Annotated in this window: 13 protein-coding genes and 3 pseudogenes; 11 read left to right on the top strand and 5 right to left on the bottom strand. The window is 62.3% G+C overall.

Going from position 1 to position 20,226, the window contains the following annotated elements:
• The first annotated feature begins 102 nt into the window (after nt 1-102).
• The 5 genes from AWB68_RS19475 (at nt 103) to AWB68_RS19455 (ending at nt 9,510) form a co-directional block, all read left to right on the top strand.
• Entirely contained in the window at nt 103-1,305 is a 1,203-nt protein-coding gene (locus AWB68_RS19475) for a hypothetical protein (RefSeq protein ID WP_087645980.1), read from the top strand.
• A gap of 9 nt (nt 1,306-1,314) precedes the next feature.
• A complete protein-coding gene (locus AWB68_RS19470; RefSeq protein WP_087645979.1) occupies nt 1,315-2,499 on the top strand; it encodes a caspase family protein in 1,185 nt (394 codons plus the stop codon).
• A 9-nt stretch (nt 2,500-2,508) separates the two neighbouring features.
• Entirely contained in the window at nt 2,509-3,984 is a 1,476-nt protein-coding gene (locus tag AWB68_RS19465) for a hypothetical protein (RefSeq protein WP_087645978.1), read from the top strand.
• Nucleotides 3,985-4,108: 124 nt separating this feature from the next.
• On the top strand, nt 4,109-7,657 hold the full coding sequence (locus tag AWB68_RS19460) for a tetratricopeptide repeat protein (protein ID WP_087645977.1): 3,549 nt from the start codon (nt 4,109-4,111) through the stop codon (nt 7,655-7,657).
• A gap of 833 nt (nt 7,658-8,490) precedes the next feature.
• Nucleotides 8,491-9,510, top strand: a complete 1,020-nt coding sequence (locus tag AWB68_RS19455) for a hypothetical protein (RefSeq protein WP_125482975.1) — start codon at nt 8,491-8,493, stop codon at nt 9,508-9,510.
• 299 nt (nt 9,511-9,809) lie between these two features.
• Here the strand turns inward: AWB68_RS19455 and AWB68_RS19450 are convergent.
• Nucleotides 9,810-10,088 (bottom strand): annotated as a pseudogene (locus tag AWB68_RS19450) (LysE family transporter); the annotation flags it as partial.
• A gap of 386 nt (nt 10,089-10,474) precedes the next feature.
• Between AWB68_RS19450 and AWB68_RS19445 the strand changes: the two are divergent.
• The 3 genes and pseudogenes from AWB68_RS19445 to AWB68_RS19435 all read left to right on the top strand — a co-directional run bounded on the left by AWB68_RS19445 (nt 10,475) and on the right by AWB68_RS19435 (nt 12,058).
• Nucleotides 10,475-10,903, top strand: a pseudogene (locus AWB68_RS19445) (VOC family protein).
• A gap of 157 nt (nt 10,904-11,060) precedes the next feature.
• Entirely contained in the window at nt 11,061-11,528 is a 468-nt protein-coding gene (locus AWB68_RS19440; RefSeq protein ID WP_087645975.1) for a hypothetical protein, read from the top strand.
• A 197-nt stretch (nt 11,529-11,725) separates the two neighbouring features.
• Nucleotides 11,726-12,058 carry a hypothetical protein gene (locus AWB68_RS19435; protein ID WP_125482974.1) on the top strand — a complete coding sequence of 111 codons (333 nt, stop codon included), beginning with the start codon at nt 11,726-11,728 and terminating at the stop codon, nt 12,056-12,058.
• Between the two features lie 66 nt (nt 12,059-12,124).
• Here AWB68_RS19435 and AWB68_RS19430 read toward each other — a convergent pair whose 3' ends face one another.
• The 3 genes from AWB68_RS19430 to AWB68_RS19420 all read right to left on the bottom strand — a co-directional run bounded on the left by AWB68_RS19430 (nt 12,125) and on the right by AWB68_RS19420 (nt 17,029).
• Nucleotides 12,125-13,513, bottom strand: a complete 1,389-nt coding sequence (locus AWB68_RS19430) for an MFS transporter (RefSeq protein ID WP_235028412.1) — start codon at nt 13,511-13,513, stop codon at nt 12,125-12,127.
• Between the two features lie 91 nt (nt 13,514-13,604).
• Nucleotides 13,605-15,824 (bottom strand): acetate--CoA ligase family protein, encoded by a 2,220-nt coding sequence (locus tag AWB68_RS19425; protein WP_087645973.1) that lies wholly within the window; start codon nt 15,822-15,824, stop codon nt 13,605-13,607.
• Complete coding sequence (locus tag AWB68_RS19420; protein ID WP_087645972.1) at nt 15,821-17,029, bottom strand: acyl-CoA dehydrogenase family protein; 1,209 nt, start codon at nt 17,027-17,029, stop codon at nt 15,821-15,823. Before AWB68_RS19420 ends, AWB68_RS19425 begins: the two co-directional genes overlap by 4 nt.
• 144 nt (nt 17,030-17,173) lie before the next feature.
• On the opposite strand from AWB68_RS19420, the gene AWB68_RS19415 reads away from it, so the two are divergent.
• Both AWB68_RS19415 and AWB68_RS51435 read left to right on the top strand, forming a co-directional pair.
• Nucleotides 17,174-18,022, top strand: coding sequence for an IclR family transcriptional regulator (locus AWB68_RS19415; RefSeq protein ID WP_200828739.1), 849 nt, complete (start codon nt 17,174-17,176; stop codon nt 18,020-18,022).
• 177 nt (nt 18,023-18,199) lie between these two features.
• Nucleotides 18,200-18,307, top strand: a pseudogene (locus AWB68_RS51435) (IS5/IS1182 family transposase); the annotation flags it as partial.
• A gap of 156 nt (nt 18,308-18,463) precedes the next feature.
• On the opposite strand, the gene cynR reads toward AWB68_RS51435, so the two are convergent.
• Nucleotides 18,464-19,417, bottom strand: coding sequence for a transcriptional regulator CynR (gene cynR / locus AWB68_RS19405; RefSeq protein WP_087645970.1), 954 nt, complete (start codon nt 19,415-19,417; stop codon nt 18,464-18,466).
• A gap of 123 nt (nt 19,418-19,540) precedes the next feature.
• Between cynR and AWB68_RS19400 the strand changes: the two genes are divergently transcribed.
• Nucleotides 19,541-20,200, top strand: a complete 660-nt coding sequence (locus tag AWB68_RS19400; protein ID WP_087645969.1) for a carbonic anhydrase — start codon at nt 19,541-19,543, stop codon at nt 20,198-20,200.
• Nucleotides 20,201-20,226: the final 26 nt, after the last annotated feature.

Raw genomic sequence — 20,226 nt, 5'->3', positions numbered from 1 at the left:
ACGCATGCGGATGCTACTCGCTGGTGCAGCCAGAGGACGCGAAGTATGATAGTGCCTTCTCGGCAGGCATGCCGACGTGGCCTCGACCCTGGGAGGACCGAAATGCCGATCGTGTTTGTCCATGGTGTCAACAATCGACGTGAGGATGCCGACTATGACGAGGGGGTCGAGAGGATCCGCGGCTTCCTCGAGAGCCTCCTCGCGCCGCGAATCGGCCTCGATCCCACGCAGCTTGCGACCTACTTCCCCTACTGGGGTGGAAACGGCGTGCGCTTTCGGTGGAAGCAAGCCTCGCTGCCCGGTTCATCGAACACAGTCGAGACGCTCAGCTTGAAGAAGCCCGGCCCAGGTTCCGCGGACTTGGAGCTCTGGATGGGTGAGGCACGTCACCAGTACGGGCCAGGCGCGGTAAGCCTCGGCGAGGTCAGTCGCGAGCGGAGCTTCGAGGAGGCGATCGATCTGGCCTGGGACACCGCATCTGCTGTGGCCCCAAAGGGTTCAGGCTATGGCGACGTAGTCGAAGGTTATCTCGCATCCCTGGCCTATGCTAAGGATCACCCGGCGCCGCAATGGGCGTTGGCCAGCCCTTCACTGAGCAACGTCGACTTCATCCAGACCCTGCTCAAGGAGATCCAGCCCTACCGGACCGCACCGCCCGGGCGAGCCATTGAGTCGCTCGGCCTCAAAGACTGGTACCAGTCGTTCAAGGAGGCGGTGAGCAGGCTGGGCTCGGCCCCTGGAGACGCTGCCACAGCGCTTCTCGTGGGAGTCGGGCGTCAAAGCACGCACGAGAAGGCTTCCCGCTTCCTCGGGGATATCTTCGTGTATCTCTCGGAGCGTGGGACCGCTGAGCAACCCGGACCCATCGTTCAGCAGGTCCTGGCGGACCTCACCAAGGCAGAAGCGGCAAGACGCCCGGGCGACGATAAACTCGTCGTCATTGGACACAGCCTGGGCGGCGTCATCCTCTACGACATCGTCTCGTACTTCAAGCCGGACCTGAACTTCGACATGTTCGTCTCGGTGGGCTCCCAGATCGCCCTGTTCGAGGAGATGACGTTGTACAGGGCGAGCAAAAGCAACATGCCCGCGAACCCACCGAAGGACCGACTCGGTAAACCCAAGGCCTTCGGCAAGTGGCTCAACGTGTTCGACACCAATGATGTGTTTTCCTTCCGGACCACGACGGTGTTCGACGGACCGGACGACTACCGCTTCGACACAGGGTACGGTCTTCTGCAGGCGCACGGCGGCTACTTCGCCCGCCCAAGCTTCTACAAACGCTTGGCCATGCGCCTGTCGTAGGAGGCATCGATGGGCCTGATCTTCGAGTCGGATGCAATCAAACAGGATCCAGCGCGAACCGCCACGCATGCGCTGCTTGTCGGCTGCGAGACCTACCCCAAGCTCGCCGCCGCGGGTTTCGGCGACGGGTCACCGCTCGGGTCTCCTCGGCGTTCCGTGGAGTCGATGGCGAACTGGTTCCTCGGTGGCGCCGACGGCATTAGTCCCGCTGCGGGCCAACCGCCCGACCAGGCGTTCAACAACCCCGAAGCCCCACTGGGCAGCGTGGAGATGCTCGCGTCACCCGCAGGCGACTACACGACGCCCGCCAATGTCGTGAAGCCGGTGACTCGATCCACGCTGCCGAACGTGCGCGACGCGTACAAGCGCTGGCTTGCGAGGCTAGCGACAAACCCTCAAAGCCGCGGCATCTTCTACTTTTGCGGCCACGGCGTAGGCGACGGTGTCGATCAGTACCTCATTGCCGACGACTTCGGCGAAGACCCCGAGGATCCCTGGCAGGCAGCCTTTCATGTGTCCAACACCTGCCACGTCTCCATCCGCAAGACGCGCGCGAACCTGCTCTTCCTGATCGATGCCTGCATGGAGTTCAGTCCGCAGGTACTCTTCCAGATCGCAGCGCCGCAGCCGTTGATCAACGGTCCCCGGACCGGAGATGCTCTGTGCACTGATTGGGCGGTACTTCGTGCGACAACGACGAACCGCCTCGCGTATGCCGACCCACAAGGCACGGCACGCTTCACGACCGCCCTCCTCCAAGCCTTGCGCGGTCACTGCGGCCAGCAGCGCCCCGGTCCCGACGTGCTCTTCGACGTGACGGTGTCGCAGCTTCGTGCGGCGACCGGCCTGTTCCTGAACCGGCTGCGGCAAGCTGGGGAGGAGGACAACGTTCAGAAGCTCGGGTCACCCCAAGGCGAAGGCTCCTGGGACATGCCGCTGCACGTCCTGACCCGACGACCATCCGTGCTTGTCGAACTCGACGTTGACCCTCGCGGATACCGGCCAGTCGCACAGGCCTTCATGGAGCGCAACGGCTCATCACGCCATTCACAGGCACTGACCGCCGGCCCCGCAAAGTTTGTCGTACCGCAAGGCGAGTGGACCTATGGCGTCGGTGGTGGAGTCGCAGAGAAGATCGACGCCGAACGACTGCTCGCGCAAGCCGTGTATTCCCGCCGTTTCCAGATTCCCTGAGGAATGGTCATGCGTGAACTGACTGTGACCATGCCCGTGCCCGGAGACCTCTCCGATGCGCGACTGCTCGCGCTGCCCTTTAATGTGTATGGTCCCAATGGTGAACCAGTGGGTCACGGGGTCGTCTCCCCGAGGGAACCAGCTACTGTCATCCTGGCCGAGGCGGCCAATGACATGCCTCGCGTGCACGTGGTGGCAGTACGCCCCGACGGCGAGCAATTGCAGTCGTCCACGAAGCTCGAAGACGGCTCGAACGGCGTGACCTTGGTTGCAGGAGCCAACAGCCCTCACGAGTGGCTGCGGTGGGTGACGCCGTTCAGGTCACTGGAACACCTGAATTCGCCGGTCTTCAGAGGCGACGTGCAAGTTCGGGCACGCAGAGTCGGACCCGTATGGGTCACCGTATGGGCGCTGCGCGCCGGTCGCTGGGTTGCTACAGACATGCGGCCCCAAGAACAGCTGAGAGGCGACGGTGCGCGCCTGATTGTCCTTGACGTCCCGGCCTTTCCTCACGTCCTTCAGGTGGGCGGCGACGACGTGGCCTGGCGACTAGTATCGCTTCCGCCGCAGGGGCAGGTCCAGATAGCGCTCACGCGCCGCGCAGCGGAAGACGGCGATTCCATCGACGTGACAGTTGGCCGGACGAACCCAGTCAACGAACTGATCATGTCGTATCTCACCAGCGGCGCCGCCACAGAAGCCGACCGCCTCGCGGAGGCCTGGCACGCAGCCGATGTCGCGCTCTACAAGAAGATGGAAGACCCGGTGTCGGCAGCTGCGGGCGCGTACGTGCTGCTCAAGATGAACCGCCTGGATGACCGTCGACTGTGGGTCACCAACCTCGTGAACTGGTTCCCCGACCTCGCCGACGGGCCTATCGTGGCGGCGGCACTCGCGCTGCAGCGCAAGAACCCGGATCAACAGCGCGTTCGCAAGTACATCGCGCAAGCCATGGAGCGCGGCCTGCCCGTGTTCTCGATGGGGCTCTCCATCCTCGTCGAGACGATGGCCGCGATACACCGAGGCAAGAGCGAGTCGAAAAGCTTCCAGATGAGGTACCAGGCCGCGCGCGCCTATCTGCAGGCGCGCGCCTTGAAGGGTGCTTACTTCTCCTTCTATGGTCGGAGTCCGGCGGAGCCATCGTGGACCCGTCTCTACGGCAACGCCAACGAGCCGGCACCGCTCGCAAACGAGCCTCGGCTGGGCATTGGCCAGGCAATCGACCGTTCGGCAGACTTCGGAACGATCGCGCCTTCCCTTGAGCGCGCACTGGTAAAGTCAACCAAGTCGACATCCACGGACGATCTTTTGCGGCTGGGGTTCTCCCGGCAATACGGCCTGCCCGCGGAGGAAGGTCTGCACTTGTTCCGCGAAGTCGGGGCGAACGCGCTCGGCCTGGACACCTTGTCGATGCCGGCCGACGGAAGCGACTGGGACGCGCAGCGAGAGCGCAACGCATTCATGGTGTTCGACGGAGATGAGTGATCCCGGCCGCTCGCGTCACTAACCGAGGCTACGCTGCCGCCTTAGGCGGTATGGTCCGCCTGCTTCGGACACACTCGCAAAGCGCTGCTCGCATGTCGCCTCACTCACCAGATGCCCTTCGCAGATGCATGACTTCCTTCGTTCGTTCGACAGTCGCGCCCCTCTTCCTCCAAGCGAAAACGCACTGCTGGAGGCGATGGCGGCGGAACTCGCAGATCTCCCCATTGAACAGGCGGCCGACGGCTCGAAACGGCTGGGTTCTCTGGAAGCCAAGGCACAAGCCATGGCGGAACGTCTTCACGTCCTGGGCGCGTCGGCGTACAGAGAAGGCGTCACACATGCTGCGTCGGCAGCGTTCGCCCTTGCCCTGCGCTGCAGGCTGCAGTTCAGTTCGCTCGCGGACCGAGATACGCTGACGATCCTGCGTCACTGGGGCCTGGCCCGGCGCGAGGACGGCGAATTCGAGGAGTCGCTGAACGCCCTGCGATTCGTTCAGGAGCAGTTGGCAGATGTCGCCGACAGCGACCCGGAGGCACTCGACAACCGTAACGACATCGCGGTCCTGCTGTTGGACCGGGGCGATTTTCGGGGTGCCATGGACATCCTCAAGCCGCTCATCGAGGCGAACAGGCGAGCGCGACCCGGCAAAGGCAAGGACCCTCAGACGCTCACGACCGAGAGCAACATGGCCGACGCCATGAAGATGGCCGGGGACTACAAGGGCGCGCTACGACTGGTGCAGCGTGTGATCCGCGATCGAACCGAATCACCAGAACTGGGCCCGGACCACGCCGACACGCTCTCATCAGCCAACAACGCTGCCGAGCTACTGCAGCGGCTCGGCGACTTGCAGGGGGCGCTCCGTCTGCAGGAGCATATCCTGGCCCGCCGGCAGGCGACGATGCCCGACCACCCGGAGACCGTGACGGCTGTCGCGAACCTCGCGACGACGCTCTACGCGCTCGGTCAGTTCCCACAGGCCCTGGCCCTTGAGCGCGAGGTCCTCCGCGAACGGCGCCGGCGCGACGGCAGGTCCCACCCGAACACGCTCATCGCGGCAAACAACCTGGCGGGCACGCTCCGGGATCTGGGTCACTTCACGGAGGCGACGCACCTGCTGCGCCGCGTGGTCCGGGATCACGGAGCCGGCGTGCGGGATGGCAATCCCGATGCGCTGATGGCACTGACCAACCTGGCCGACTTGCTGAGGGAGCAAGGAGATCTGCCCGCCGCCGGCAGGCTGGCGCGACGCGCGTGGCGGCTGCGCGAGGAGACGCTCCGCGCCGAACATCCTGATACCGTCACGTCGATGGCTTCCTACGCAGCGGTTCTGCATGGTCGCATGCGCTACGCCCAAGCTATCCGTCTGCAACGCCGGATCCTGGCTCTCCGCGCTAGAGACAATGGCCCGGACCATCCACAGACACTCCAAGCCGCGAACGATCTCGCGAACATGCTCAGCAAGCAGGGCAAGCACGCCGAGGCCTGCGCGCTGTACGAGGACATAGAGCCGAAGACGGCGGCTGTGCTGGGAAAGGATCACCCGGACACGCTGGAGGTTCGACTGAGCCTGGCCGAGGCCCTCTACAGCGCGGGCGATAGGCCCAAGTCGCTCGAACATGCGAGTCGCGTCGGCGTGCAGATTCTTGCTCGCCAATTTCTGGACGCCCGTGATTTCGATCGCTGCGCCCGGCTGGCGGCCGCGCTCCTCATGCTGGATGCGCACATGGAACTCGAGGCCCTCCTTGCTCGTGTCAGCTCGATGATGTGGGAGACGGTGGAACTCCTCAACCAGGACTCCTCCTTCCACCTACTGAAAGGATTCATCGCATTCCACGACACATGGGTTCGGCACTGCCTGGCCCACAAGCGGGACGACCTTCTTCGAGCGCTGGCGCCACTGCACGGGCTGGAGTCGGCAGCATGGGCCAGAGCCGATCTGGACTCCCGCGCCCAGGACAAAGACGCCCACGGCAAAGTACGCGAGCGCTATGGCATCGCCCGACGCAAGCTGCACGACGCACGGATACAGCTGACGATGCTGGACGCAGACATTCAGACGATTAGCGCGCGTATCGCCACGGGCGGACCAAACCACGCCACGACGAAACTTTACCGGAGGCAACTGCTGGCACGTCGCAAGCAGGTGGCCATCGAGGAGCAGGCAGCGGTGAGCGAACTGAGCGCCGCCCATGACGAACTGCGGATCGCAGAGCCAGGTCTGCCAGTCAGCCAACGGTCCAGACCTCACGCGACATCAGACCTCCAGCGCCAACTCGGTGAGGGCGAGGCGGTGGTGCTGCTGGTCCAGTTCGCCGACCGGAAGGTCGCTGCGATCACGCTCCGCAGATCCGGCCATGACGTGACGCCTCTCCCCGCACTTGAGGCGCTGGAAGAGACCTTCGCGGCCTTGGAGCGGCCGCGCTTCCAAGGGGCTCGCGTCGAGGGTCTGCGCGGACGTGTGGAGCTCGATCAGATAGATTCGGAGGGGTTGCTGACCGATCGGGGCAATGGCGTTCCGTCGAAATCATTCGAATTCTTCGGGCTGGAAACGGATGCCGCTGCGGCCATCTGGAAGCCGCTCGCCGGCGGGCTCATCGGAGTCGACAGGCTCCACGTAGTGTACGCACCGGGGCTCCGAGGGCTGGCCCTGCAAGTCGGCAGCCCGATCGAGTGCACCGGCTGCTACGCCGCGCTGCCGGGTTTCCTGCGCGTCTTTGAGGCCACCCGGTCGAACCGCAGCGCGCGCGGAAGCGCAATGGTCGCTTTGGATGTGGGTTTCGACTGCGCCTGGGCGACGACAGTGCCCATCCCGTTCGTGCAGGCCGAGGCCGCCCTTCTGAGCGGCGTGGAAGTTGCCATACGGGTCCAAGACGGACTTGAAACGCTAGAACGCCTGCGGACCGGCAATCATGCGCACAGCGTGCAAGTGGCCTGTCACGGCGCGACCTCGGGTCAGGGCAGCAGCCGCTTCGCCGTCTTGCTTTTGGACGCGGAATCTGGCACCCGGCTTGATCCGAGCGGCCTGCTATCCCTGCCGGGCACCATCGACGAGTTCATCTGCTCCACATGCGTCGGCGGCATCGTCTCCAAGGGCGTCGGTGTCGATGCAATGGGAATCGTCAGCGCGATGCAGCTCAAAGGCGCAGGCAGCGTTGTCGCCTGCCTGGCCCCCGTCTCCGACTTTCACATGCCCATGCTGATGGCCCTGTTTCGTCATCACCGGGTGGTTGGTCTTGCCGCCGCGGCCGCGCTCGATCAGTCCAAGCGAGAACTCAAGTCTGGCCTTTGGCCGGCCCAGATCGTCAAGCTCGTTGCACCAGCCTATGCGGCAGCGATGCAGGAAGTGCTTCTTCGCGCCCAATACGCGGGTCCGCCGACGGGCGATCCGCTCGCGAAGGCCGATCGAGCCTATCGGCTCACACGCAGCATCGGCGTTTGGGTGCTGCCACCCTCGCTCGCGAAAGTGCTTGGCGGCTCACAGATGCTCTCATCCGAGACACACCGTGCGTTCTCCCGGGCGTGGTGCGAGAGCAGTACCGCGCGCGAACAGTTCTCCGGCGCCGCAGCCCTGCACCTGGTCGAGACTCGCGGGAAGTGGCCTGCGCTTCATCGCGCGCTCGTCGACCACCTGTGCGTATTCACTCAATGCTTCGGCGGCGTCTATGCCTGACGACTGCGGGCGCCGGTGGTCTCAGCAATGCCGACTGGGCCCCGGTATGGCATCTGCAGCGGGTTGTCCAGGAAGAGCCAAGGGATCGTGTGCGTCATGCGGCCCGAGCGGCACTATGAGGTGATCGGGAACCCGCTCGCGAACGTGGCCGTCGTCTCAGGTCGGCGAATTGTTGCCGTTCGCCGATCCCACAGGTTCGTCATTCGAACGGCTGCTCCATGTCCCAAATCGGGCGAATGTCCTATCGAAGCATTTCGGCCATAGCTGCCGCTGGCGCGACCAGGCCAACTGCAGCTATGGTCGGCTTTGCTGACATCAGACTCCCGAGTAGTTTGAGCGGCAGCGTTGCTCGCGTTGGGACGTTGGGGAGACAGCAACGACCCACTCCGGCCCTCCGACCCGGTGAAGAAATCAAAGGCAGTTTCCGGTTGTACTTCCGCCATTCACTCCGCCACATAGGACGGCGCGTGATCGAACATTGCTATCGTTGGACCGCTAACACGTCCGTGGCGGATATGCAAACGATCGACGCACGCTTGTCTCCACTTTGCCGGTTGCGATCAGCTCAGCAGTCCTCTCGCGATTTCACCGTGACTGCCACCGCGGACGACCCTCTTTTCGCCGTGGAAGTGCTGAATCTGGTAGCGTTTGTTTTGGCCCGTGCGTAAGTCGCGGCTGGGCCGCTCCACGGTATCAGATGATGCACTTCAGAACTGAATTCGCCGGGCGCATTCGCTGATTGGCCCGGCACCATGCACCCGCCATTCGGTTTCACCCGCGTAGAACGTATTTTCCGATGCGCGACAGTAATCAGGAAACCAGGAGAGAAAGAAATGGCAGACCTCACGATTAATGTAAACGGCAAAGCGACTGATAAATCTTATGATGCATGCGTTGGCGAGCGTCTGAATTTTTCTGTTACCTGCTCTAAAGGCATCGTAGTCGATCCACGTTGGCATGTATCAGGCGCCGCAGTTTGCGGCGACTTTCAGATGACAAACAACAGGTCCACGGAGACGCTTGCAACCATAGGGGATGGCATCACGGCGTCCTGGTGCTTTACATGTACGGGGCAAGCAAGAGTCATTTTTGATGTAAAAATAGATGGAAAAACACATGCCGCTAATTTAAATATCTCGATATCGACCGCTAAAATCGTCGAATTCTCCGCAAAGACAGATGACATTCATATTGGCCTCGTTGACAGCGAGTTTCATCAACAGGGTGCGCTTTACCTGACATTTGGCGGTCTAAAATCGACGAAAAAACCGGGTATCGAGTGGACTGCCAAGCTGATTGGCTCCCCGTCGAAGGCGGGCAGCTATGCTTTCGTTCAATTGATGAAAATACATCGACAAAAGAGCCTGAATAAGAACTTACTGGTCAATATGAGTGGGAGTTCTGACGGCGAGTGGGTGCTGGACGAGGACGTGTTCTATGGCACGAGCGAAAGTACCGACCCAAGGTTTAAACAAAAAGATGGCGAGCCAGAGGACTTCATAACAGCACGATGGCCGTGCGAGTCAACACTAATAAAAGGGGAAGACAGTCCGGCGACCCCGTTGTTCGTGAATATGCCGAAGGAAGAGCATCTCAAATTCGACGAAATCATGGTTGAGGAACATTTCCAGACCCATCTGATGTTCAGGCCCAATGTACCTGACAGTATCTGGGTATCCATCGCAAGACTAGACTGGTTTTGGAAGGCCAGCGCACAGTTTACAAAGGCTAAAGAGGGCGAAAATGGAAAGTGGACGCTGTTAGGTAAAGATTTTGAAATAGATCCAATTGCCAGCAAAGGCTACGACCTGCCAATTTGGTCGAAAAACCGCAACAAAATATTGAAAGTTTGAATTCCATAACGGAATTCCCGTACCGGAACGCCCACCTTCCTCGATTCAGTCGAGCCTGCCACGGAGAAACTGATCCCTCACTGAATCAGTTTCTCCCTTTAGTCGACCACTGCAACGGGGCTGGCCGAACCCGGTCCGATGTATACCTCGTCGAATGTCTGAAGGAGGCACTTATGCTTAAGGCATAAGTCGACCCGATACGGACTTACGCGCTTCCGTAGAGCGGCCGCCCGCTACTCAATAAGGTCGCCAGAACGAGAACGAGTGGGAGGAAATCTCTAGCGCGTGGCGATCATGCGCAGGATCATTTTCATGCCAAGCCAAATCAGATCGACGGCACCGACGACCCGAAGCACGGCATCAAGCCAAGTTATGTGCGAGAGAATGAGACCGAGCCCTGCAATCGCTATCAGCGCCCACGAGCCGGAAGCGCAAGCGAGCCCGACGCCAGTCGCCACGCCAGCGCGTCACGACACGACAGCAGTCGAAGTGACAACCACGAGGTTTGGGCCCGGACTTGCCACACTCAGTAGCAGCACACCGGCAAGCGTAAGCAACGTCGTCGCGTAATCGACGATGGCTCGCTTCGCAGTAACACTAGATTTCGGCGATCTGGGCTACTGTGTCGAACGTCGGTCTGTGGCCGAGAGCGCCAGTTCGGTGCACGTTCCACAGAGCGGAGGTTGGAGTCTTCAACGGCAGCTTTCCGGCGGGTTTGGTAGCTGCGTAACCCCGGCCACCTCCGGCCGCTTGACCACGCTCGGATAGGGACATTCAATTATCAGCGGTACGCCCGTGAAGTGACGCACAGTCGATGCCGCGAGTGCTCCCGAACCCGCTCGATCGCCGTTCGTTGCCGGGCGATGATGTCTCCGGCCACCTCAAACAAGCCTACACTCATGGATGCCCCGCGCTAGCTGATTCCTTCCTCATGGCGCCGCTTATTCGCGGCGAAGGAGAAGCCATGGAAAACATCCCACTAGCCACGGCCTTGTTCATCGCAGGCATTGGCCCGATTGTGATTGAAGCCCAGGCAAGCCGCCAGCTTTACAGTCGGGCTTTAGGTATCCCCTTCAAGGAAGAGAAAGGCGGCTACCTCCACACGGAAAGTCTGAAAGGCGCAAACACTTTCGCCTTGTGGCCGCTCTCTCAGGCCGCTCAGTCATGCTTCGGCACGGATTCGTGGCGTCTTGACGTACCCATTCCGCAAGCCTGGATTGAGTTTGATGTCGACAACGTCGAAGCAGCTACGGCAGAACTTGAATCACGAGGGTGTCAGATGCTGGTCAGGAACCGGAAGGAGCCGTGAGGCCCGACCGTCAGTCGTTTCATCGGGCCGGAAGGATTGCCGGTAGCAATCACCTTTACGCCGTCGATGCGGGAAGAGAAATGATGGCGGCCACAGTGGCAAGTCCTCCGTGCGATGAATGATCTGGTCGGAGAGCAGCATATGCTGCCCAAAATGAATGGCTGAACAAGTGCTGAGAACGGTACTCACAGCACTTTATGGTTGGATTGCCCACGTAGTACAAGACAAGCAGGGAGGACTTATGTCCGAATTCATTGACAACTACGAACCGGAGCGTAACGACGTGGTTTACGGCCTCGCGTCGCCGCGGGACAACTACCTGGACGCTTACGTCGAATGGTGGCTTCAACGCAATTGGAAGGATCCGCTTCGCGGCGACACGATATATAAAAAGGATCCATTGACGAGACAGAACGTCGGGGAGCCAACGTCCACGCCCCAGAGCAGAAAAGAAAACGCGTCGAAACCAGCTTTTGAAAAGACGGAGGCGACCAAGATCAACTACTACAACAAGCCCATCTCGGACATATGCTTCGACAAACTGGACGATCCGGTGTTCACTACCAAGCTGAGTCAGCTTCCCCAAGGGGGCAAATACCTGGCAAGTCTGGAGAAGACGCGGTCAGCCGTGAACAAGATCGGGGCCGCCTCCTATCGATCGCTGGCCGGGGGCTACGCCGGCTCACCGAGGACCAGTTCAAGGGATTAACCGAGAAGGAACTGGGCGAGCTGAGGTTCTTCCTTGCGATCCGCCGGGCGTGCAAGTATGGGATCGACTACTTCCTGCTCCAAAGTCCCCGCGACTTCGTCGGTAGCAATAAAGCGAAGTTGAACGGTGCCCCGCGTCTGCACTATGTTCTCGACGAGATCACATCGGCGAGTGTTGCGACGTCTGAGGAGTTCAAGTTGTCGATCTTCAAGGACGACCGCAAAGGGAAGCCGATCACGACTAGCGAGCTGCGCTACCTGTTCCGCACCTGGCACGCCAACAAGAAGCTTCATGGGACCAGGATCCTCTTCTATCGCGACCAAAAAATTGTCGATCCGCTGTGGGTGACCGACCCCGCACCGTGGATCCCCTACGCTCGCAAGCGTCTCGAGAAACTATCCAAATCGACAACCTATCAAAAGCAGATCGAGGAGTTCGAGAAGTTGGCCAACGCCACGGGTTCGGAGGCGCGGGCTCTGGAGATGTTCTTCACCATTCCCAACTGCAACCCGATCCTGGAGCAACTTTAGAGTGTGAACTGGGTCGACGGGCGGCAAAGGGGCTCGGTTGCTGCCGAACGAGGACCGCGAGGGGCGCTACCGCTGCGTCGGCTTGAATCCCTGGCCTCGCGGAGTACGAGCGGCGGATGCCACTGCGACCAAGTTGCGCCCAGGCGAGGGGAACGCGAGCAACAGCAACACGACGCCCGCCATCAGCACCACAGCAAGTCCGATCAGCCCGTATTGCGCGCTTCCCGTTTGCGTCTTGACCCAGCCAACGAATGCCGGGCTCACGAAGCCGCCCGTGCCGCCGAGGCTCGTGATCATCGCGATTCCGCCCGCGGCCGAGGAGCGCGGCAGGAACGTCTGCGGAATCGTCCAGAACACGACGAAACAGCCATAGGAAGCCGCCGCCGCCAGCGCGAGCAGTCCGACGCCGACGGCCACGTGATGACCCGCCGCCGGCAACAGCGCAAACGCGAGCGCCGTCACCGCCGCGCTGCCCGCGACGTGCCAGCGCCGTTCCATCATCCGGTCGGAACTCGCCCCGACGACATACGTCCCCAGCGCAGCCGCGATGAACACCAGCGCCGACAGCAAGCCGACGTCGAGCACGTTTGCCACGCCGAGATCGCGAATGATCGTCGGCGCCCAGAAGCCGATTGCGTTGAACGGCATCATCACCGCGAAGTAGACGAGCGCCGCAAGATACACGCGCGGATTGGCGAGCGCGCCGCGCAAGCCGTCGAGATGGCCGGTGTGCTTTGACTTTTCATCGGCGATTAGCTCGCGTGCGACTAGTGCCTTTTCTCGCTCGTCGAGCCAGCTCACCTCTGCAGGCGTGTCACCGAGAAAGAAGAACGCGAAGATGCCGAGCGTCACGGCCGGCACGCCTTCGAGCAGGAAGAGCCATTGCCAGCCGGGCATGCCGCCGACGCCCGCGAGCCGCGTCATGATGAACCCGGAGAGCGGACCGCCGACGATTCCCGCGACCGCGGTCGCCATCATCAGGAACGCGGTGACGCGTGCGCGCCGGGCGCCCGGAAACCAACAGCTCAGGTAATAGATGATGCCGGGAAAGAAGCCCGCTTCGGTCACGCCGAGCAGAAAGCGCATCGCATAGAACTGAGTCGGCGTGCGCACGAACATCATGAGGCTCGACACGAGGCCCCACGCGAGCATGATGCGCAGCAGCGTGCGGCGCGCGCCGATGCGTTGCATCCAGAGATTGCTCGGCACCTCGAAGAGCACGTAGCCGATGAAGAACAAACCGGCGCCGAAGCCGTAAGTCGATTCGGAAAAACCGAGGTCGTGCATGAACTGCAACTTGGCGAAGCTGATGTTCACGCGGTCGATGTAGCTGATCACATAGCAGAGAAAGAGCAACGGAATCAGCCGGAAAAACACCTTGCGATAGGTGCGCTCGATTTCAGCGGGCGTGTAGCCGCTCGCATCGGTTGCACCGTTGATCGAAGAGCTGTGCATGTTGGTCTCGCGAAGAAGACGAATACGATGTTCGGTGGACGCCGCGACGAACCCGCAGCGTCCGATCTTGAGCCAGCCGTCTCGCGACGCCCTATCCGTCGACGATCGCCTGCGCGCGCTGCTCGGCTTCGGGCTCGTCTTCCCGCTTGCCCGCAACCCGCGGCGCGCAGCGCGCGAACGCATCCCCTGCCCGCACGCCCTTGCCCGCGGGCAGCACGAAGAGCGGATTGATGTCGAACTCCTTCAGGCCGGGCGCGAGATCGAGCGCCATCGCGGACATCGCGACGATCGCATCAGCGAGCGCATCGACATCGCAACGCGGCTTGCCGCGCGCACCGTCGAGCATCGCGAAGGCCCGCAACTCGCGGATCATCCCGCATGCTTGCGCGTGCGTGACCGGCGCGAGACGCCACGCCACGTCCTTCAGCACTTCGGCATAGATGCCGCCGAGTCCGCACATTATCGCGGGTCCGAACGACGGGTCGTTGTCGATGCCGACGATCATCTCCACTGCATCGCGTATCTCTTCCTGCACGAGCACGCCATCGATGCGCGCGCCCGGAACGTGTCGCCGCGCGTTCGCGACGATCTCGTCGAAGGCGCTCGCGAGCATCGCCTCGTCGCGAATGCCGACACGCACCGCGCCCGCTTCCGTCTTGTGCGGGATGTCCGGTGACTGCACCTTGACGACGAGCGGAAAGCCCGTCGCTCGCGCGAACACGCGCGCCTCGTCGCGGGTCTTCGCGAGCGCGCTCTTTGGCGTCCCGATGCCATAGTGTGCGAGCAAACGCTGCGCGGCGTGCTCGGTAAGATCGGCGGGACTCTGCGCGATGAGCACGCGCGCGGTGTCGGCGCGAAGCGGGTCGGATGCAGGCGCTTGTTCGGCGCGAGCGGCCGCCCGGGTGCGCCGTGCCTGCGCGTAGTCCGACAGCACCGCGAACGCGCGCCCGCAACGTACCGGCGTCGCATAGAGCGGCACGCCGGCCGCCTCGATCACACGATACGCTTCCGACGCCATGTCGCGGCGCGCATTCCAGGCAAGCATCAGCGGCTTGTCGGTCGCGCGATGGACGCGCACGATCGCCTCGGCCATCGCGAGCGCGACATCGCCGCTCGCCGCCGCCGCCATGATTGCGATTGAGTCGATGCCCGGATCGTCGGCGATGATTTGCAGCGCATCCGTGAAGATCTGCGGTTCGGCGAGGATGCCCGCCGTCAGGTCGACGGGATTCGCAAGCGAAGCGAACGCGGGGACGATCGGCTTGAGCGCATCGAGCGTCGCGGGTGAGAGCGCCGGCACCGACATGCCGCGTTCGCTGCACGCGTCGGTGATGAGAATCCCCGCGCCGCCCGACAGCGTGACGACCGCGATCCGGTTGCCGCGCGGCAGCCGCTTCGCCTCGAACGCTTTCGCGTAGTCGCCCAGATCGGCGACGTCCGTCACTTCGATCACACCCGCCTGCCGGAACGCCGTGCGATAAAGCGCCGACGCGCCGCCCAGGTTCGCCGTGTGCGACGCGGCGGCCTTCGCGCCGTCGGCCGTGTTGCCGACCTTCCATGCGAGCAGCGGCTTGCCCGCGTCGAGCGCGCGTGTCGCCACGCCGACGAGCCGCCGTGCGTCCTTAAGCCCTTCGATGTACGCGGCGATCAGCGACGTTTGTTCATCGTCGATACAGGCATCGACGAGATCGAGCAGGCTCACGTCCGCTTCGTTGCCGGTCGTGATGAAGTGGCGCAGGCCGATGCCGAGTTCGTCTGCCATCAGCAAGAGCGCGCAGCCGAAGCCGCCGCTTTGCGAGATCAGCGAGAGGCCGCCCGCGCGGTAATCGACGCCGAACGGCGCGCCGAAACCCGCATACACGTTTGCGCTGGTGCTGACGACGCCCTGGCAGTTCGGCCCGATCACGCGGATACCGAACTCGGCCGCTACTTCGGTGCATTCGCGCTGCAACGCGGCGCCCGCCTCGCCCGCTTCGGCAAAGCCCGAGCTGTAGACAATTGCATAACGGACGCCCTTCTTGCCGCACTCGCGCAGTATGTCCGGCACGCGCCGAGCGGCGACGAGAATGAGCGCGAGATCGGGTGTCTGCGGCAGGCTGGCGATGTCCGGATGGCACGCGACGCCTTTGATCTCCGCATACTTCGGGTTGACCGGATAGAGCACGCCGCGGTAGCCGTGCTGAAGCAGGAAACGCATCGGCTGGCCGCTGATCGATTTGGGGTCGTTCGACGCGCCCACGATCGCAATGGAACGCGGCGCGACCAGCCGCTCGATGTCCAGCACGCCCTTGGGGTTGATGGCGGCGTTCATGCGGCACACGCAGCGGTCGTAGCTACACCGTCCTCGTGTTGTGCTGCGTTCTTCTGCGCCGCGCGGCGCAGCGTGATCTTCGCGATGTTCAACTGGTGGATCTGCGTGGTGCCCTCGTAGATGCGGAACGCGCGCACGTCGCGATAGAAGCGTTCCACCGCGTTTCCGGCGAGATAGCCACGGCCGCCGAGCATCTGCACGGCGCGATCCGCGACGCGTCCGCACATCTCGGACGCGAACATCTTGCACATCGATGCTTCCATCGCGACATCCTCGCCAGCATCGCGCTTGCGGGCGGTTTCGAGGATCATCGAGCGCGCTGCGTAGATTTCCGTCTGACATTCGGCGATCAGCGCCTGAACGAGCTGGAATTCCGCCACCGGCCTGCCGAACTGCTCGCGGCGCGACGTATAGGCGACGGCTTCATCGAGCATACGGATCGCGGGGCCGGTGCACAGCGCCGCCAGATGGATGCGCTGCTTGTTGAGCACCTTCATCGCGGTGCGAAAGCCCTGGCCCTCGACGCCCCCGATCAGGTTGGCCGCCGGGACACGGCACGCTTCGAAATACACATCGCCGACGGGCGAGCCTGCCTGGCCCATCTTCGCATACGGCTTGCTCGTCGTGAGACCGGGCGTGCCGCGCTCGACGAGGAACGCGGAAATCCCGCCGGCGCCGGGCAGCGACGGATCAGTGCGCGCCATCACCGTGAAGAGGCCGGCAATCGGCGCGTTCGTGATGAAACACTTGCTGCCGTCGAGCACGTAATGGTCACCGTCGCGGCGGGCGGTGGTGCGAAGGGCCGTGGCGTCGGAACCCGCGTCCGGCTCGGTCAGGGCGAACGCGCCCGTCAACGCGCCAGATGCAAGTTGCGGCAAGTAGCGGCGCTTCTGAGCCTCGGTGCCATCCGCGACGAGCGCCTCCGAACCGATGCCGGTGTTCGTGCCGACCCGCGCCCGAAACGCCACCGACGCCTGCGACAACTCGAACGCACCGCGCACGAGCTGTTCCGTCGTCAGGCCTAAGCCGCCGAATTCGCACGGAATGCTCCAGCCGAAATAGCCGAGCGTGCGCATCCGCGCCACGAGATCGTCGGGCACCGCGTCGGCCTGCTCGATCTCGTTTTCGCGCGGAATCGCTTCCTCGCGCACGAAACGCACGACATCCGCGAGCATCGGGTCGAAATCCGGGTTCTTGCTGTTCATTCGCTGTCTCCGTGATATAGGTCGATTTATGGAGCTACTATCGAACTTTTTCGTCCAGACAGACAGTCTTGTTCGACTATGCTGAACACAGTTTGGATATGCAGAACACCTGCGGCAGAATGGACGCATTCGAAAGGAGGAGCCATGGCACGCAACAACGCACCGGAAACCGCGCCGGTCGCGAGCGACTATCTGGATTCGAAGGCGCGCTACGCACCCGACGAGTTCGACGGCGACCGCCAGTTCGCCACGACGCTCGCGCGCGGCCTCGACATCCTGCACTGCTTCACGCCGCGCGAGTCACAACTCGGCAATGCCGAACTCGCCGCGCGCACCGGCATGACGAAGGCGACGATTTCGCGCTTCACCTACACGCTGACGCGGCTCGGCTATCTGCGCGTGAACCGGATGAACAGCAAGTTCCAGCTCGGGTCGGCCGTGCTGTCGCTCGGCTATCCGCTGCTCGCGAGTCTGGCGGTACGGCAGATTGCCCGGCCTTCGATGAAGGAACTGGCGGATCACATTCGGGGGTCGGTGTCGCTCGGCATGCGCGACCGGCTGAACGTCGTCTATCTGGAGAGCAGCCGGAGCAGCACGCCGCTCGGCCTGCCTCCGGATATCGGCTTGAGCTTTCCGATCGTGCGTACCGCGATGGGTCGCGCACTTCTTGCCGCGCTGCCCGCCGAGCGGCGCGAAGCGTTACTCAACGAGATCGCGGTCAAGTCACCCGACGATTGGGCGACGTTTCGCGACCGCGTGCTGCGCAGCATCGACTACTTCCGCGAGCGAGGCTTTTGCGTGTCGTATGGCGATCTACGGCGTGAGGTGCACGCCGTCGCCGTGCCAATGAAACCGGCTGCCGACGGTGAAATCCTCGTGTTCAATTGCGGTGTGCCGTCGTATCTGCTCAAAGAGGGACAACTGGAAAGCGACGTCGGGCCGCGGCTCGTATCGATGGTGCGTAATGTAGAAGGCGCCATGGGAATGTTCTAGCGCCTTGCAGTCGGGCTGAACGCAAGCCTTGACGACCTCAATGGATGCTGTCAGCAACGAACTGCTGCGGCGCAAACCGCCAACCATGTTTGCATACGCAACCTACTTTCTTCTCGTCTACGGACTCGTTTGCTGGCTCGTTGGCAAGCGTATAGCGCAGAATGAAATACGTGAGTGGGGCTGACGAAGAACACCGCTCAGATCACCACATTATTTGCGTTGGGAAATTTATGGATGATGCGCAAGTCGCCGCGCAAAGCGCAAAACACACCGCAGGTTGAACTTGCTGCCACCCTCTCGATGAGGTTCACAAAGTGTGGGCCCATCGCCTCTGTCATTGAGAACCGTGCTGGGTAAGAGAAATCTGCCCAACGCCTACATGGTGCGCAGGCCTTTGAAACCGCGTTCTGCAGAGCCTCCTTACATTAAAGTAGCGCGGCTTCAGCCGCCAGCAGTCGAGGCGGTTCGGACTGTTGTCGTTTTACGAAGCCGCCTTGCCCGCCGGCCACCCGGCATAGCCTCGCTTTCCTCAAGCGCAAGCACGGTGAACGCCCGTGCTGCCGCACTTCGATATGCGCCTTTGCGCAGTAGCAACGCAGCGGTTCGTTGCGGCAGCGCCGGCTCCAGGTCCACCAGACACAGTTCACTGTGCTCGCGCGCGATCGCGGCAGGTAGCAGTGTTGCGAGCGCGCTGCGCTGCACGATCTCGATGACCGCGCTGATCGAATTGACCTCCATCGCAATGCGCGGAGCGACACCGTGCTGTCTGCAATATCGATCGATGTAGTGGCGGGTGGCAAACTCTTCGTTGAGCAGGACGAGCGCTTCGCTCTCGAACTCGCGACACGTCAACGCGGCGCGCTTCTTCGCATACGGATGCGACTTGCCGACCACCATCGCCAGCGCTTCGACGAACAATACCTGGGTCTCGATGTCCGGGGAGTGCGTATCGTTGAATGCGATGCCGACATCGAGCGCATCTTCGTTCAACAACGCCTCCATCCGGTCCTGCGGCATTTCGAGGATGTTCAGCGTAATGTTCGGATAGCGGCGGTTGTACTTCTCCAGCAACGGACCGATCAGGTACGCGGTGAACGTCGGGGTCATTGCGAGGCGCAGCGTGCCGCGGCTCAATTCCTGCACGTCGTGGATCGCCCGCTTTCCAGCCTCGAGGTCTTGCAGCGCGCGCTGCGCGTAGCGCACATAGGCTGCGCCGGCGTCGGTCAGCTGGATCGTCCGGCCGGACCGGTCGAGCAATTGAACGTGCAGTGTGTCCTCGAGCTGCCTGATCTGTTGCGACAGCGTCGGCTGCGACACGTGCAGCGCCTCGGCCGCGCGCGTGAAATTGCGGTGTTCCGCGACTGCCAGAAAGTAACGGATGTGCCGGAGCAGCATGGAGCCCCCTCAAACTATTGGCGTTGCCTATAGGAAGAATAATAAACAGGTCTTGGACACTATAGCTTGAGCGGCGCATTCTTTGCCCATCGGTTCTCGACTAACACCCGGATGGAGCGAAACATGCAAAAAATCATCGACGGCTTCCTGAAGTTCCAGCGCGACGCGTTTCCGCAGCGCTCCGAGCTTTTCAAGCAACTGGCCACGAGTCAGCACCCGCGTACGTTGTTCATCTCGTGCTCGGATAGCCGGCTCGTACCGGAACTCGTCACGCAGCGCGAGCCGGGCGACCTGTTCGTGATCCGCAACGCTGGCAACATCGTGCCGTCGTACGGCCCGGAACCGGGCGGCGTGACCGCCACGGTCGAATACGCGGTCGCCGCGCTTGGCGTCACCGATGTGGTGATTTGCGGTCACTCCGATTGCGGCGCGATGACGGCCATCGCCACCTGCAAGTGCATGGACCACATGCCGGCAGTCCGCAATTGGCTGCATTACGCGGATTCCGCGAAGGTCGTCAACGAGGCGCGTGAGCACAAGAGCGAGCGCGACCGGGTCGACTCGATGGTCCGTGAAAACGTGATTGCCCAACTCGCGAACATCAAAACTCATCCTTCTGTGCGGCTCGCAATGGAACAAGGACATCTAGCCCTGCACGGCTGGGTGTACGACATCGAAACCGGCTCGATCGATACGCTCGACGGCACGACGAACCGCTTCGTCTCTCTCGCGGAACATCCGCATGTTTGTGCAACCCCGGCTCGACTCGAACTCGCTGCCTGATCAACTGCTTTCCAGATTCATTCCAT

The organism is Caballeronia choica (genome assembly GCF_001544535.1).
GTDB lineage: Bacteria > Pseudomonadota > Gammaproteobacteria > Burkholderiales > Burkholderiaceae > Caballeronia > Caballeronia choica.
This window is presented reverse-complemented; position numbering and strand designations above follow the sequence as displayed.